The 15635-nt window shown below is 60.7% G+C and carries 13 protein-coding genes and 5 pseudogenes; 9 read left to right on the forward strand and 9 right to left on the reverse strand.

Going from position 1 to position 15635, the window contains the following annotated elements; translation table 11 throughout:
* Window positions 1-116: 116 nt before the first annotated feature.
* Window positions 117-320 (forward strand): hypothetical protein, encoded by a 204-nt coding sequence (locus AB5K84_RS36710; protein ID WP_014497717.1) that lies wholly within the window; start codon window positions 117-119, stop codon window positions 318-320.
* A 41-nt stretch (window positions 321-361) separates the two neighbouring features.
* On the forward strand, window positions 362-568 hold the full coding sequence (locus AB5K84_RS36715) for a hypothetical protein (RefSeq protein ID WP_158516561.1): 207 nt from the start codon (window positions 362-364) through the stop codon (window positions 566-568).
* Between the two features lie 178 nt (window positions 569-746).
* Here AB5K84_RS36715 and AB5K84_RS36720 read toward each other — a convergent pair whose 3' ends face one another.
* Window positions 747-1049 (reverse strand): hypothetical protein, encoded by a 303-nt coding sequence (locus tag AB5K84_RS36720; protein ID WP_014497718.1) that lies wholly within the window; start codon window positions 1047-1049, stop codon window positions 747-749.
* 1021 nt (window positions 1050-2070) lie between these two features.
* Here AB5K84_RS36720 and AB5K84_RS36725 point away from each other — a divergent pair.
* The 5 genes and pseudogenes from AB5K84_RS36725 (at window position 2071) to AB5K84_RS36745 (ending at window position 6431) form a co-directional block, all read left to right on the forward strand.
* Entirely contained in the window at window positions 2071-3258 is a 1188-nt protein-coding gene (locus AB5K84_RS36725; RefSeq protein WP_178372834.1) for an IS256 family transposase, read from the forward strand.
* Window positions 3259-3289: 31 nt separating this feature from the next.
* Window positions 3290-3639 (forward strand): annotated as a pseudogene (locus AB5K84_RS36730) (SOS response-associated peptidase family protein); the annotation flags it as partial.
* Window positions 3640-4095: 456 nt separating this feature from the next.
* Window positions 4096-4404 carry a transposase gene (locus tag AB5K84_RS36735; RefSeq protein ID WP_158516560.1) on the forward strand — a complete coding sequence of 103 codons (309 nt, stop codon included), beginning with the start codon at window positions 4096-4098 and terminating at the stop codon, window positions 4402-4404.
* Entirely contained in the window at window positions 4401-4754 is a 354-nt protein-coding gene (tnpB, locus tag AB5K84_RS36740) for an IS66 family insertion sequence element accessory protein TnpB (RefSeq protein ID WP_011084591.1), read from the forward strand. The genes AB5K84_RS36735 and tnpB overlap by 4 nt, the downstream gene beginning before the upstream one ends.
* 72 nt (window positions 4755-4826) lie before the next feature.
* Window positions 4827-6431, forward strand: a complete 1605-nt coding sequence (locus AB5K84_RS36745) for an IS66-like element ISBj7 family transposase (protein WP_011084592.1) — start codon at window positions 4827-4829, stop codon at window positions 6429-6431.
* A 117-nt stretch (window positions 6432-6548) separates the two neighbouring features.
* Here AB5K84_RS36745 and AB5K84_RS36750 read toward each other — a convergent pair.
* From AB5K84_RS36750 to AB5K84_RS36760, 3 genes and pseudogenes are all read right to left on the reverse strand, one after another.
* Window positions 6549-6689: pseudogene (locus tag AB5K84_RS36750) on the reverse strand (transposase); the annotation flags it as partial.
* 274 nt (window positions 6690-6963) lie between these two features.
* A complete protein-coding gene (locus AB5K84_RS36755) occupies window positions 6964-8118 on the reverse strand; it encodes an acyltransferase family protein (RefSeq protein ID WP_223153693.1) in 1155 nt (384 codons plus the stop codon).
* A 287-nt stretch (window positions 8119-8405) separates the two neighbouring features.
* A pseudogene (locus AB5K84_RS36760) lies at window positions 8406-8740 on the reverse strand (transposase); the annotation flags it as partial.
* A 132-nt stretch (window positions 8741-8872) separates the two neighbouring features.
* Here AB5K84_RS36760 and AB5K84_RS36765 point away from each other — a divergent pair.
* Together AB5K84_RS36765 and AB5K84_RS36770 are read left to right on the forward strand one after the other, a co-directional pair.
* Window positions 8873-9094: pseudogene (locus AB5K84_RS36765) on the forward strand (IS4/Tn5 family transposase DNA-binding protein); the annotation flags it as partial.
* 107 nt (window positions 9095-9201) lie between these two features.
* Window positions 9202-9498, forward strand: coding sequence for a hypothetical protein (locus AB5K84_RS36770; protein ID WP_014497723.1), 297 nt, complete (start codon window positions 9202-9204; stop codon window positions 9496-9498).
* A 745-nt stretch (window positions 9499-10243) separates the two neighbouring features.
* Here the strand turns inward: AB5K84_RS36770 and AB5K84_RS36775 are convergent.
* The 5 genes and pseudogenes from AB5K84_RS36775 to AB5K84_RS36795 form a co-directional block, all read right to left on the reverse strand.
* Window positions 10244-10780: a helix-turn-helix domain-containing protein gene (locus tag AB5K84_RS36775; protein WP_014497725.1), complete on the reverse strand. Its 537-nt coding sequence runs from the start codon at window positions 10778-10780 to the stop codon at window positions 10244-10246.
* A gap of 751 nt (window positions 10781-11531) precedes the next feature.
* Window positions 11532-11818: pseudogene (locus tag AB5K84_RS36780) on the reverse strand (DDE-type integrase/transposase/recombinase); the annotation flags it as partial.
* A gap of 103 nt (window positions 11819-11921) precedes the next feature.
* Entirely contained in the window at window positions 11922-12824 is a 903-nt protein-coding gene (locus AB5K84_RS36785; protein ID WP_011084944.1) for a terpene synthase family protein, read from the reverse strand.
* Window positions 12821-14371: a hypothetical protein gene (locus tag AB5K84_RS36790; protein WP_026312707.1), complete on the reverse strand. Its 1551-nt coding sequence runs from the start codon at window positions 14369-14371 to the stop codon at window positions 12821-12823. The genes AB5K84_RS36785 and AB5K84_RS36790 overlap by 4 nt, the downstream gene beginning before the upstream one ends.
* 142 nt (window positions 14372-14513) lie before the next feature.
* Entirely contained in the window at window positions 14514-15512 is a 999-nt protein-coding gene (locus AB5K84_RS36795; RefSeq protein ID WP_028144010.1) for a polyprenyl synthetase family protein, read from the reverse strand.
* Window positions 15513-15635 lie beyond the last annotated feature (123 nt).

Here is a 15635-nt window from a genome sequence, read left to right on the forward strand (position 1 = left end):
CTCAAGCCACGGCGGCAGCTTTTCAGGCGGCTCGGGATCGTTGCACCGCGGCGGGACCTATGTGAATTCAAACACCGGGAACCGTTACGGCACCCACCAATAAGAGGAAGCGCGCAATGGCGAAGTCGACCCGGAATAGCGGCAAGCAGTCGACGTCAGGCGAAGTGAGCCAACTCAAACAACTTGTGAAGGGCAACACACCGACGCGAGTGATCGGCCTGAAGTTGGGCCGAACCGAAAACGCGATCTACAACAAAGCATCTGAGGAAGGAATCTCACTGGCTCCGACGAACCAAAGCCCCTACGGCACGAAGAAGTAGGTACGGAGATCATGCTGAGACATTGGCCTGCGGCGCTTTGCATGGCCCTCGTGGGTTCGGCTTATGGTCAGGCGCCTGCTCCGGCCGCGCCCAAAGCCGCTCCTGAGCCGTCGGCCTATTGTCGATCTTCTGCGCAAATACTCTTTCAGGGTGGAGCTTCGGACGGCGACATCGCCGCCGTCGCGAAGATCTGCCGCCGTGGCGATGTCATCGCCATCAGCACCAGCGCACAAGGTTCAGTATTCTAGGTCGGTCGCCTATGTGACTTTACGAAGTCAGTAGTCGTGATGGGTCCACAGACGCTTTGCGTCCTAGGAGCCGAACGAAGCGTGAGGTGACCAATCCGTGATCGTGATCATGCCCTGCGCGGCGAAATCCAGCTACTGGTTGCTCGCTCGACTGTCACGTCACCGCGACATGTGACATCTACCGCAAAAGCTTCTTTAGCGCAGCGTCGCTCGCTAATCTTGAACTTAAGCGTCGAGCCGCTCCCTGTTGGTTCTCGCCAAGCGTATCTTTGATGATTTCCGTCGCTCGGGTCATCACCTCTTTTCGGACGGATGGGACGGCGCGGATCATCGCCGCAATTTCAGCCTCTGACATACTCTTATTGGGATCCAACTGACGGAGTTCGGCGAACCTTGATTCAACCGCTTTGATTTTTGAGTCATCGAACCACAGAGCAACGCTCTTCTGAGAGTCCGCAATTTTTTGTCGCTTTGTCAGCATCCATATCCTGCGTTCCGACGGGCGAATACATTTGGCCAACTAGCCAACCAAGTTTTGCCTGAAACGTGTCTGTCAATTGCAAGATCTTCGCCGCAACGCAGGTTGCTAGGTGGAGATCGGCCTTCACAGCGATGGAAAGTTTGAGAAACGCTATGCAGTCTACCTGAGATCTGTGCCCTCGGAATCCAGAAAGAAATAGCCAGGCTCGTTGTAATTCAAAAGCCGGCCCATAAACTCCGAGATCTTATTTCTCGCCCGAAGTCCAACGATAGGGAGATCGGATTTCACAGCAGGAGCCTGGAATTGACCGACCTGTCGTTCTACGACCAATTCGAGACTGCGCACCGGTGCAATGGCAATGTACGGTGCCTTGCATCCGCCCGCTGGCCCGCGAGGTACTAGGTTGCAACTTTGCGTTAGCACGATGAAGAATAAGTTCTTCGGATGGTGGAAAAAATGAGGATGAACTGCCTCCAGTAGAGCATCCAGCTCTAGCGTCCTTCGCAGAACGTCCCCTTGCATCAACTCCGTGCTCGAGAACGCCGTTGTCTCATATGCAAAGTGCATGGGCCAAGCATGAGCGCGGATCAGGATGCAGTTTTGGATGCGAACGTATCCGAAGGTGAGACTCGCCCCTCCAGTTCATCATTCAGCCGGCGGATCGCTTGTCGCGTCGACACATTGGCCGGCTCGATTGAGACGGTAATTTTTGTGAAGGCCCCAGACTTGCTAATCTGCGTTCGGTAACTACTGCGGCACTCGGTTCGGCATGAAACGATGTTGCATCTCTGCCCTTGGTGTTAACGACTGCGTCGACAGCACGCCATTCCTGTCTGGTCACCGATGTCGATGAAATTCTGATGTTTTTCGAACTCATTGCATTGCCCCGTAAATGTTTGTCAAAAGATTGCACGCCATCTCAAAACTGCTTTGCATTCGGTAACGTACAGAGTCTTTCGCACTTTCAGGATTGACGGCTTCTTCTAGAATGAAGGAGCTTTGAATGAACGATGGGAATGCCATGGGTCAGGTGATCCAAATTGATGAGGCCCGGATTCGAGATCACCTGGGCGAGATGGTCCGCGGGACAGTGGAGGAGACACTGAACGCGATGCTGGAGGCCGAAGCGGACCAGCTGTGCGGTGCTGGGCGGTATGAGCGCAGCCCGGCCCGGCAGGACACGCGGGCAGGCAGCTACGAGCGAACGCTGCAGACCAAGGCGGGCGACGTCAATCTGAAGGTTCCGAAGCTACGTCGGCAAACCTTCGAGACGGCGATTATCGAGCGCTACCGGAGGCGGGAGAGCTCGGTCGAGGAGGCGCTGATCGAGATGTATCTGGCCGGGATTTCGGTTCGGCGGGTCGAAGACATCACCGAGGCGCTGTGGGGCACCCGGGTCAGCCCGAGCACAGTGTCGAACCTGAACAAGAAGATCTATGCCAAGATCGAGGCGTGGCGGAATCGCAGGATCGAAGGCGAGCATCCGTATCTCTACCTCGACGGCATCGTGATGAAGCGCAGCTGGGCTGGTGAGGTTCGCAACGTGTCGCTGCTGGTGGCCTCGGCGGTCAATGCCGAGGGGTTCCGGGAGATCCTCGGCATCTGTGAAGGCGCCAAGGAGGACAAATCCGGCTGGTCATCGTTTCTGCGGCACCTCGTCGATCGCGGTCTCAAGGGCGTGCAGTTGGTGGTTTCGGATGCGTGCCGAGGTCTTGTCGAAAGCGTTGCGGATTATCTGCCGGAGGCCCGCTATCAACGCTGCATGGTGCATTTTTATCGCAATGTCTTCAGCCACGTGCCGTCGACCCGGGTCCACGAGGTGAGCCACATGCTCAAGGCCATTCATGCCCAGGAGAGCCGCGCCGCGGCCGACGAGAAAGCCAGGACCGTCATCGCGGATCTGCGGGCAAGCCGTATGGCCAAAGCTGCTGATCTCGTCGAGCAGGCGGTTCACGAGACGCTCGCCTACTATGCCTTTCCTGACATCCATTGGCGGAAGATTCGAACGAACAATCCGCTCGAGCGCATCATGAAGGAGATCCGGCGACGAACCCGTGTCGTCGGCGCCTTCCCCGACGGTCAATCCTGTCTCAATTTGGCGGCGGCCCGGCTGCGGCACATTGCCGGAACGGCGTGGTCGACCAAATGCTACATGAACATGCGACCGCTCTATCAGCCACAACTCTCTGAAACCGGAGCCGTCGCCTGATCAAAAGTGCGAAAGATTCTGGACAGTACCGCCAAATCCCGAGACGAAGAAGAAAGATGTGGTTTGGTTCGCGCTCGAGGAGAGCCGGCCGCTGTTCTGCTTCGGCGGCATCTGGACCGAGTTCAGAGGCGACCGCGGCACCAAGTCGAAGCCGATCCCCGGCCCCACCTTGTCTACGGCTTCCTGACGACGTCACCCAATGCGGTCGTCGAGCCGATCCATCCGAAAGCAATGCCCGTGATCCTGACCACCGAGGAGGAGCGCGACATCTGGATGCACACTCCCTGGGATGAGGCAAAGGCGCTGCAGCGCCCGCTGCCCAACGACGCCCTGAGGATCGTCATGCGCGGCGCAGACAAGGAAGACAAGATCGCTGCGTAGGCTGCATTTGCACGGGCACCAGTTGAATGTACTTTTTGCCGGAGCGCTCGCGGGAATGCGACTGAGACGCTGACGTCCCGTCTAGGTCGCATGTGTGTCTGCTCGGGTACGCGGCCCAGAGCGTCCGCGATCTGAATGCGGCTCTTCTCTCCCCGAATCCTGAAACGCCTTCAAGATGGAGTTCATGTCGTATTGGCGGACGACCTGGATGCAATTCATCAGGTCGAGTTCAAGCTCGCCGTAATTCAGCAGGGTGCGGCCGATTATCGTAAGCGGTGTGTCTCCCACACCTTGTTTGGCGTGAGCTGATCGGCAACATGCGAGCCGTCATATACAGTAAGGTTCGCATATATGGTTGACCATATAGTTGACGCTTCAGAGCCACGGGGCCGGGTGGATATCCAGGTCGGAGCGGGGCGTCGGCGGCGGTGGAGCGCCGTGGTCAAGGGGCGGATCGTGGCGGAGTCATATGCGCCGGGCACAGTTGTGTCCGAGGTGGCGCGCCGGCACGACCTCTCACCGCAACACCTGTTTGCTTGGCGCAAGGCCGCGCGTGCCGGTCTGCTGAGCTTGCCGGCGGAGGATGCACCGCTCTTCGTTCCGGTGGTGTCGGAGCTTCGCCCCGCTGGGATGTGCGTGGAAGCGGCAACGCGGAACGGGATAACGATCAGCATCGAGATTGGCGATGCGGTAGTTCGCGCAGCGGCGGGGGTCGATCCGACCTGGCTGCGCGATGTGCTGCGGGCCGTGAGGGCGACGACATGATCGCGGCTTCGGCGGGCGTGAAGATCATGGTCGCGACGCGGCCGGTCGACTTTCGTAAAGGTGCCGATGGTCTCGCCGCGCTGGTGCGCGAGCAACTCCACCATGATCCGTTCGCGGGAACGATTTTCGTCTTCCGTTCAAAGCGAGCGGACCGTTTGAAGATTTTTGCCTGGGACGGGTCCGGGCTCGTGCTGCTGTGGAAGCGGCTGGAGCATAGCGCGTTCCGCTGGCCGCCGATCAGCGATGGCGTGATGCGTTTGTCTGCCTCACAGCTCGCCGCGCTGATGGACGGCCTGGATTGGTCGCGCCTGCATGCCCGCGACATTGGTCAGCCGAGCGCAACGTCGTGAACCCTGTGACCAATTGAATCATGTCGGCTGCAGTCTTCCACAAGGGCCCGCGAATCAGCTTGAGTACCGGGCGTGAGCGAGACCACGGATCAACTTCCGACCGATATCGAGGCGCTGCAGGCGCTGGTTGCGGCGGCACGCGCGGAGCGCGACGCGGCGATCGCAAAGTGCGACGCGGCGATCATCGAACGCGATCAGGCGCTGTCGCAAATGGATCGCCTTCAGCATCTCTTGCGCCAGCTGCAACGCGCGCAGTTCGGTCGCCGCTCGGAGAAGCTCGACCCTGAGCAGTTGCAACTGGCGATCGAGGACATCGAGCAGGCCATTGCCGGCGATGAAGCGGTCCAGGACAGGAAGGACACGGCAGGCGCACGCCAGCGTGCTGAACGGCGCCGCGCCAGCCGTGGTGCGCTTCCGGCCCATCTGCCGCATATCGACGTCACGATTGCCCCGGAGGATACCAACTGTCCGTGCTGCCGCACGCCTCTGCATGTGATCGGTGAGGAGACCTCACGGCGGCTCGACGTCGTCCCGGCGCAGTTCCGCGTGATCGTCACCCATCGTCCCAAATATGCCTGTCGGGCCTGCACGGATGGCGTGGTTCAGGCGCCGGCACCAGAGCGGCTGATCAAGGGCGGCTTGCCGACCGAGGCGATGGTCGCCCATGTTCTGGTCGCCAAATTTGCCTGGCACCTGCCGCTGTATCGGCAGGCTCAGATGCTGCTGGCGCAGGGTATCGACATCAAGCGCTCGGTTTTGGCGTTCTGGGTGGGCTATGCAGGCGCAGAGCTTCGTCCGCTCTGGCTCAGGCTGCGCGAGATCATTTTGACCGCGAACAAGATCGCGGTGGACGAGACCACAGCGCCTGTGCTCGATCCCGGCCGCGGCCGCACCAAGAAAGGCTTCTTCTGGGCGATCGCGCGCGACGATCGGCCGTGGGGCGGGGCCGATCCGCCGGCAGTGGCCTACACTTATGCGCCTGGTCGCGGCGCCGTCCACGCGCTCAAGCTGCTCGACGGTTATCGCGGCATCGTGCAATGCGACGGCTACACCGTCTACAAGACCATTGCCGACACCGCGCCTGACGCGGCGATCACGCTCGCCTTCTGCTGGGCTCATCTGCGGCGGCGCTTCTTCGACGTTGTCCAGGACGGTCCTGCCCCGATCGCGAGCGAAGCGCTCGAGCGTATTGCCGCTCTCTATGCGATCGAGAAGACGATCAGGGGCCGCAGCGCCGATGAGCGTCGTGCCATCCGCCAGGAGCGCAGCAAGCCGCTGGTGCTGGCGCTCAAGGCCTGGTTCGAGCAGCAACTCACCCGCGTCTCGGGCAAAGCGACAATCGCCGAGCACATCCGTTACGCCTTGAACCACTGGGTTGGCCTGATGCGCTTCCTTGACGACGGCCGCATCGAGCTCGACACAAATATTGTCGAGCGAAGCATCCGTCCTCTTATCCTCAACCGCAAGAACGCACTGTTCGCGGGGCATGATGAGGGCGCGGAGAACTGGGCCTGCATCGCTTCGCTGATTGAGACCTGCAAGCTCTGCGGCGTGGAGCCGCAGGCCTATCTGACCGACGTCCTCACCAGACTCGTCAACCTCTGGCCGGCCTCGCGTCTGGACGAACTCATGCCCTGGGCGTGGAGCGCCGAGCAAGCTAAAAGCCTCGCCGCTTGATGAACTCGCTTCCTGGATCGCGACCGCTCCAGCCGGCCTCGTCGCCACCGGCTCCGTGTGTTCCGACAACGTCAACAACCCGTCGCGCACCGCCTTGCGCCAGGTCGACAAATGCTGCGGCGATAGACCGTGGCGCCGCGCGACGTCCGAGACGACCGCGCCGGGAACAAAGGATTCCGCGACGATCCGTCCCTTGACCTCGCCACCCCAGCGCCGCCGAACCCGTAGCTCCGATGCGTCGACAACACGCTCGATCATATATGCAAACCGTCCTCTTCAAGACGGAACGCATATTGCCGGTCTGCTCAACAGCAACAAGGTGCGGGAGACACGCCGCTTACCGATTATCGCCATCTCTTTCGGGAAGATATTGTGAATGGGAAACATGTGGTCTGCCTGAGTTAGCTCTTTCAATTACCCACATCTCATACCTAGCTAATTACCCTGAAGCTGGAAGGCCAGAGGGGGCGAAAGCGCTTCTGAGAGCAGAACAGGATAAGCACATCCGTGCATACCTGCGGCAGTGCCTGCATTAGCCTTTGAGGTGCTCAAATGATCTGTGACGCAAAGTGGCACGGATCGGTTCGTCGATATATCGCTTAACAAGAAAGCTAAAAGCGATTGCAACTAGAGTCATGCTTGGTACCGCTAGCGCTGCATGGATCTGCGCAACCCAACCTGCCGAAGTTCCGCCGAACAATAGCATGAGTGGAACGTAGTGGGTCATATAAAGCGGATATGAAAGATCTCCGATAAACTCGCTAAAACGGTTGATCGACGGACTCCCGATTGCATTAGCGCCCAGCCAAACAAGGAGCGGATATACGATTGTGACGATCAGGAAATCGTAGGGCTTCCAAAGGAAGGGCCAAAAAAAGGTCGCAAGCATGATAAGCGGAAGGTAATATGCTGCCCCTGGCAACAGCGGTTGCCTGCCAATACGGCAAGCAACAACGCCCGCGATAAATGAAAAACCTACCCGTACAAAGCCAATCCAGAAGGTTCTGCGGTCGAAACCGCCGTTTAGGCTTCCGAAATCGTAGCACGTGTATGCCGTTGCAACCGCGGCGAAGGCGAGCATCGCTAGCAACCATCGAAGCGATAGTTGGCGCAGACAAAGAGCAAACGTTAGGCTCGCCACATACTCGCAAAGCAATGACCAGGCGGGAGCGACAAAAGGAAAAATAGGAAAGCTGGGATCGTGGACAAATAAGTGCGGCAACAGAAGTACGCTGCAGGTGAGGAGAATAAAAAACTCCGTGACACTAAAATTGAATAACGCAGCAGCCATAGGCGCATAGAATCGTCCGATTACAACCACAACGAAGCCCAACAAGGAGCCAATTACGACGAGCGGATGCAGTCGTATCAGACGCCTTTTAATAAGTTCTGTGGGTGACAATTCTACGCGAGAAGGGTCGTAGGCAAATGCCATTACATACCCTGACAAGCAAAAGAAAAAATCTACAGCGAGATAACCGTGAGGAATCCGGTTCTGAGGACCGAACTGAAAGGGTTCATAAAAATGTAAAACGGCGACACAGATGGCAGCAATTCCCCGCATGCCGTCAAGAATGCTCAGTCGCGCGACCTCTTTGGCAGCCAGCGACCCGGGGTCTTCGGGAAAGGCGTTGGGGGGCGGTAAATTCGGGGTGGCGCAGCTGGATTTGAGCATCGCGTTCGACATGTAGGATTCTGCAATTCTATTAACGCATCTGTCGCATTTCTTTACATATACATGCATATACATGCATATACATGCATATACCGTGTGCCGCTACACGGTCTGAGCACCGTCAACTGCTAGCCCGGCCTATTCGTCAGAGGGCGGCTTTTGGGCCCGATTGATGCGGCCGCACATCTTGTCTGGCGAGGCGCACAGGATTGCCTTCGGCTTTTCACCGCCTGACGACCCGTACTTTGCAACGCGCTTGAGGGATGGGGTGGGTGAACGGGGGGCGGACGCCCCGCCGGTCAAGGACCGAGCGGCAGCAGCGCGCCTGGCAAACGGCGGATCAGGTCGGCTCGGGACATGCCGCGGCAAACGCAAGGCGAATGCGGCTCGTGGTCTCGACCACACGGGCAGCGATTTTCAAGAGACGAAGACGCAGCGTCGCGAACTCGGCAGCGGCCAATTCCCGGACTTTGGGAATCGCCTCGCGCACGGTCAGCATCAGCCAATAAGCGGCCGTATGGAGCGCGAGACGGACCTGGTTGGCGAGCGCCGAACGGCAGCTGGTGCGGTCGGAGGCGAGCTGCGTCATATGCAGCTTGATCAGATTCTCGGCTTGGCCGCGCGCGCATTGTAAGCGGCAAAGAGATCTTTCAATTACCCACATTTGACGTCGGATTTGAGCGGGGGGCCGCGGCCGAAATCTTGAATCAGTAGAATCTGTTGTGATTCGTTGTTGAGCACCTGATTCGGAAGTGCGGGGTGCTCGATGGGCTTGGTGAAGGAACGCGCGGTGGCGCGTGCTCAGCGATTGACGACCGGTATCGAGACGTGGGTTGATCGGGAAGTTGCGGGATGCGAGTTTAAGGATGAGCGGCTTGGTCGCCGGTTCTGCAAATTGCTCGCACAAATCGGGAGCGACATGGGTCAAAGCATCCCGTTGGTTTGTCAGGATTGGGCCAACACGAAGGCCGCCTATCGATTCTTCTCCAACGAGCGGGTCGACGAGGCGGATACCATCTCGATAGGCACCGCTTTCTGCAATACGGTCAGGACGTCATTGTATTTCCTTGGTCAGGTGCACGCCTCGCTCAGACAATGGTGCTGGCTTTACGTCGAGAGGGCGCAAAGGCTTCGATCGAAAACTTTGCCGTCTTTGTCGAAAAAACATCTGCGGCCGACCTTAAGGACCTCCTGGTCGCAATCAAGGAACAAGGCCTACCTGAAACGGACGAGCTGGCGCGCGAGGCACGCCAACTTCAATCTGACCGCTTCGATCGATATCTAATTCCCTACCATCAGCGCCTGGCATTTAGCCGGCGCTTTCTTGTACGAGAGGGCTTTGCCGAGCTGATCGATGACCTGCTTGCTGCGGATGCCGTAACGGTGGGCTAGCCTCAGAGTTTGTGAACGAGTGCTGCACCGGAGCTTGACCCAACTATCCGATCCACCCCCGCGAAAACTGAGGCGCACGTCTGCTGGGCGGATGATCTTCGCCCGAGTCGGGGCGACGCAACGGCGATCAGTTGTTAATCCACGGCATCACGAGGCAGATTTGATTAGAATCATATTGGTAGCGGCTCCGCTTGTGATCACCGCGCCTGCGAATGCCGTTTACTTCACTTACTTCCGATGGGAGTCGTTACCTGCGCAGATCCGCGCTGCCTACATGGCCGGTTTCTACGACGCGCTGATTAGCGTTGCCTCTGACGAGCAAGATGCCAAGGCAGGCACGCATTATCAATTGCATTTCGAAGAGCAAAATGACAAACGTCCAGCTCGCAGACAATGTTCGCGCATTTGCTTCGACCCGTCCTAACCTTCAGACCGCAGGAGTTGGGGGAGCTCTAATCAATTATCTGATTGAGTTCTGTGGAAAGCCCCAATAGATATGAAGGTGGACCGATTGATCGCGGCGTCGATTAGAAAGATTGACCTGGATCGCCTTATCGAGGGCTATCTTGAGCACGACGATGAAGCATAAAGGCGTCTCTGAAGTCGCGCTCGGGGCACTAGTGGCTACTGCCTTCTGGTTGATAGTAGGCCTACTGGTGGGCGAGCTTCGTTCGATCCGGCACTACTCCCGCCAGCAGGCAGAGCATCTGAAGGCGATGCGGGCGTACTACGAGCCGCATGGGGGTTAGTTAGTGCAATGCATCGCCCCCGCCGCATAGAATTCGTAGTCATTGCGCGCGGCTGCAGCTACTTCAGGGACAGATAAGGGATCATGTACGAATGACGGTTCGCCTTTTTCGTCACGCTCGTTCGCCTTTTTGGGGACTGCACCGGCAGAAAGCGCACCGACGTTCGCCTTCTGGTCATCCAAAGGCTCACCATTGTTCGCCTTCTGGTCAGAAGAAGGCGAACCCACATTCGCCTCTTCGAGAAGAAGGCGATAGGCATTGACGTAGGTCCCGCCTTCCTTGACCTCGAACTTGAGGTAGCCGAACTCGGCTAACCGTCCGAGGCTCAACTGCACGCCGCGGACGCCCTTCTTCCCAAGATCTTTAGCGATGGTGGCCTGCTTGCGGCGGGCTAGATCGGTCTCGTGATCGATCGCATCGGCGATATACCAAAGCACCCGGAAGTCTTGATCGGTAAGGCGTAGATCGCCATTTGCGCGCGTTAACAGATGGAGCTTTCGCCGGGTCCGGTCCTTGTCGAGAATTGCACTCACGGCCGCACCATCTTCCGCGCCAGGGCAGCGGCGAAGGCAGCTTGCATGGCGGTTCCGGATTGCGGCTCGGGAGACTGGGTGCTAAATTCCAGGCTACTGGACTTTTGATTGCGATCTGGGGCTGCCTTAGCCGAGGCGGCCCTTCGCATTTTTGGCCCACCATCCGGCGGCTTTTGATTGCCAGTGCGCGAAAAAGCGCTTGCGGATCAATCTTGCCCGAACGGGCGGTTTGCCAATCTAAGCCATTGATACCGGCTGATGTGCTTGTTCTGCTGGGATCACCAATTATTTCAATAACTTAGTCCGCATTTGTTCGTCGACATCGTGTTGCGCCTGTTGCGCAAAATTACCCGATAATTCCAGCGATTGCCAACAACTCCCGGCTGCTCGGCGCGACATGGCCCGCGACAGAAAGGGCTGTGAACAGGTCGTAGCACGCTCCCCCATTTCTCGCCGATTGTGTGCACAATTGGCGCGCGCCGAATCGGGCCGACGGGGAGGTCGAGCGCTACCGTCTTGCCGAATGGCTTCAAAAAAAGAGAGTTGACAATAATCCGCAATTAAAGGGCCGATTGACAGAAGAGTTTTAAGCGCAACAAGCGCGACCCGTTGATGAGGCCTCGATCCGCGATCTCCATCAGGGCGAGCGGCCATGCTATCGGTCGCAATGATAGGCCGTATACATGAACGCACCCGACCGATATCCAAATTGCTGCTGAAATCCCTTGCATCCGCGCGGCCGTCTATACATGAATCTCTCGATGAAGCCGTTCTGCATCGGCTTTCCCGGCGCGATGAAGTGCCAGTCGATGACCGTGTCCTTGCTCCAGGCCAGCATGGCGTTGCAGGTGAACTCGGTGCCATGGTCGGACGCGATCATTCCTGGCTTGCCGCGTCGCTCAACGATTTCCTTCAGTTCGCGGGCCACCCGCCGCCCCGGATTGACGTCTCCGGAATGGCGCCCAGGTATTCCTTAGTGACGTCGTCGACGATGTTGAGAATGCGGAAGCGCCGGCCGTTGGCGAACTGGTCGTGGACGTGCAGTCTCAGGGCGGTGTCGCTCATGCTCGCTCCATCGGGCGGCGGCGTTGCGTCGGATCGGGCCGACGGCAGCGCGCGCACGCCGCCGCCTCCTGCGCGTTCAGGCCGGCGCGCGCTGGCCTCCCCTCACAGCGTCGCTGCGGTAGCGGCTGGTCGAGGTCCGGTAGTACTGCACGCGGATGGCCGCCATGGCCTCGATCAATGGTCCCCACGGCGCGGGAAAGCGTTCTTCCGCCATCACCCGGTGCAGCATGCGCGTATGGCCGGCCAGCTCGTCGTTGAGGAACTCCACCACAGGCATAGCTGGATAGCGCTGCAGCAGCAAGATCACCGCGTTGTCGGCCTCGCCGGCCGACCTGTCCTTGTCGCATCCATGCAGATCGTTCTGCAGACGCCCTATCGCGGAGATGAGCCGCAGGACCTGGCGAAACGCCGGACGCGCGCGCAAGGTCGCCATATCCAGCCCCCACAGCAAGGACAGGCAACAGAACACGTTCGCGTAGGCGATCGAATCGATGCCGTTGTGCAGGTACTCAGCGTAGGACCAGCGTTCCGCCGCTACCGCCTGCGCGTGTCCGGCGCGCAGCGCCGCGGAGTAGCACCGGGTATCGTCGAGAAGCTGAGCATAATCGCGACGATCGTAGGCGAGCGTGGCCAGCGAAGCGCGCAGCACAGCGCAACCCTCGAATCCGGGGAGCGCGCACGGCACGCCCTGCCCCAGCGCTTGCTCCACCGCGGCGAGCTGTTCCGGCGAGATCAGGCCAAGGTCGTTGCAATCGTCGAGCCAGAACAGCAGCGCCAGTTCGCGATAGAACGTCACTATCAGCGTTTCGTCCTGCGGATCGCGACCGGTGCGGGCGCTGGTGCCGCGCAGGCTCGGGTGGATGCGCTGCAGGATGTACTGGCCGCCCCTGACCGCTTCCACGGCATGCTCGTCGGCGAATCCGGTCAGGGAACGTCCCCACTCCAGCACCTGCTGCACCGCGCGTTCAGTCTGGATCATGGCGCCGCTCCTGCCCCCTCGGCCAGGACGCGCCGCCCCCAACGAAGCGCCAGCCACAACCCGGCGAGTTCGGCCACGCGCACGACCCGAGTGGGGCAATACAGTTCCTTGCCGATCCACAGCGGCGTCTGCGGCAATCCATGCGCCGCATGGCGGGCGAGCATCCACTCCAGCGCACGCGCCACCACCTGCGCGATGCGCCGGCGCCCTGTCGCCTCTTCGCTCCCATCCATCACGTGCAACGCAAACAGCGCATAGGCGGTTTCCTCGAACGTGGACCCGCGACCCGCGCCCCAGCCACCGTCGTCGCGCTGCGCCTGCAGCAGCGCCGCCAGCGCGCGCTCATCTCGCCACTGGGGCTTGCCTTGCGCCAGCGCAGCGACCGCATGCGCGGTGGGATACAGCCACGAAACGTGCCATTTTTCGTTGTCCCATAGACCGTGCGGGTTGCGATTGGCCTCGACGTACGCGCTGGCGCCCGCGGCGGGCTTTCCCAACAGTCGCAACGCATGCAGGGCATGAATGTTGGTCGACACCGAGGCATTGCGTTCGCCGGGGAAGGTGACGAACAGCTCGCCGATTTCGAAATGGCGCAACGCATCGACCGCCGGGTCACGGCCTGCAAGGTGCAGGACGCACAACGCAACGGCGGTGTCGTCCGCATCAGCCGCGAAGTGCAAGGCCGGGCCCAGACCGTGCACGCCCAGACGGGCGTCGAGCTGCGCGACGATCACGCGAACCGCCTCCGCGAGCGCGGGATGCGCGAAAAGCCCGGCCAGATGCAGGGTGTACAGCGACCAGCATGGCTCGAACACATTGATCGGCCAGACGTTGGGAAAGACACCTTCGATGCCGCTGCGCGTCGCCCGCGATGCCATCTGCAGATACGCATCGGCGCGCCCGACCTGCGGCGTGCTCCCCCGTGTCACGGCCTGGGCACGCCACGCGGCGGTGGCCGCCGGACTGATGCCGATGCTGCCGTCGTCATCCGGGCATGCGGTGGTCGGCGACGTCCCCCAGGCTTCCCAGGAGTGTAGCAACGGATGGCCGCTCGGCAACATCGCCACCGCCCCCAGCTTGACCAGGCACGCTTGCCGCAATGGCAACAGCGCAGGATGGCGCGGAAACGCTACGCCACCCAGCAAGGATGCGGCCTCACCGCAAAACTGCGGCAGGATCAGCTCCGCGCCGATCGGCGCGTCTTCTGGCACCGCATGTGCGTAGGGATCGGGCTGGCGCTGGAGGAACCTCGTTGCAGTCTGGACTGCGTCCGCAGCTCCGGGAAGAGGATCGGCACGCTGCAATGCCAGTAACGCCGCCCACGTGGGCGCATGGCGGAACAGCGGGAAGTCCGCGCTTCCCCATCCGCCGTCGGCCTGTTGCTGCGCGATGAGCCACGCGTATGCGTCCTGCCGACCGGTGACGTTGCCGTGGAAGCGCAGCGCCTGCGCCGTGTCGTAGACGGACGGACCGACGCTGCCGCCATCGCTCATTTCGCTCAGCAGGCGGCGCAATTCGGAAAGGATATGTTCGGACAGCGCGTTCACGCGGGATGTTCCGTTTGCAGAAACGTGCGCCGCGGCGGGCAACCGCTGCGATCGGCGCCGCGGACTCGGACACAGTGCAGGATGCACTCTGCCGCCGGCCGATCGCAGCGGCACAGGGGCGACTCGATGCGGACGGGCGCGCTCATGCGCGTGGCGCGTGTTTGAACAGATACGCGTTGGCCCGCTGTATGAGTTGCGCCAACCGTTCCGCACGCGGCCCCAGCGGCGCGATGGCCTCGCCGGCATCGCGCAACAGATCCAGCGCGAACTGGCGTGCTTCCTGCAGTCCCATGATCGACGCGCAGGTCGGCTTCTGCGCCGCCGCGTCCTTGCCGGGGGTCTTGCCCAGCGCCGCGGTATCCGCTGTCACGTCGAGAATGTCGTCGATCACCTGTAACGCCAGGCCGAAACAGGCGCTGTAGTGATCCAGCGCACAGTAAAGTGCAGCGTGCGCGGCATTCACGCCGACAGCGCATAGCGCGCCCATGCGAACGGACGCGCGCACTAGCGCTCCGCTCTTCATCCGGTGCATCGCCACGATCCTGTCCAGCTCGACGTGCTTTCCAACCAGCGACAGATCTATGGCCTGCCCGCCTGCGGCCCCCTCGGCGGACACCGCCTGCGCCAGTTCGCGCACGAGCGCGATAGGGCTGTCGCCCGGCGCATTCAGGCTCGCCAGGGTCAGGAAGGCGTGCGCCTGCAGCGCATCGCCGACCAGGATCGCGGTGGCTTCGCCGAACTTGACGTGCACGGTCGGAAGGCCGCGGCGAAGCACGTCGTCGTCCATCGCGGGCAGATCGTCGTGGACCAACGTACAGGCGTGCATCATCTCGATGGCGGCACCGACGTCATCGAGCATGTGCGCCGGCGTGTCGGCCAGTGCGCCGGCAGCCAAACAGAGCAAGGCGCGGGTGCGCTTGCCGCCATGCAAGGTGGCGTAGCGCATCGCCGCCATCAGCTCGGTCTCACCGTCGTCTTCGGCGCAGAGAAGACGCGCCAGCGCCTCTTCGACCCGCTTTGCGCCGTCCTGCATCCAGATCTCGGGCAGCAGCCTGCCGGATGCGCCGCGCGCCTGCGCGCCCAATATGCCGTTCGCGGAAACGCCAGCTCGGTCGTCGTGTGGCGTGGAACCAGTCTGCATGTTGTTCATGTCCTTGTACCTGCCAGGAGACGGCCACGGCGAGCGGCGAGCCGCCGCGGTGTTGCCGGCCTCGCACCGAGCGCGCGCGCCGAGTGCAGCAATGCCGCGCGTCGCCGGCGCCGC

This window comes from Bradyrhizobium sp. 1200_D9_N1_1, from assembly GCF_052075915.1.
Lineage (GTDB): Bacteria > Pseudomonadota > Alphaproteobacteria > Rhizobiales > Xanthobacteraceae > Bradyrhizobium > Bradyrhizobium diazoefficiens.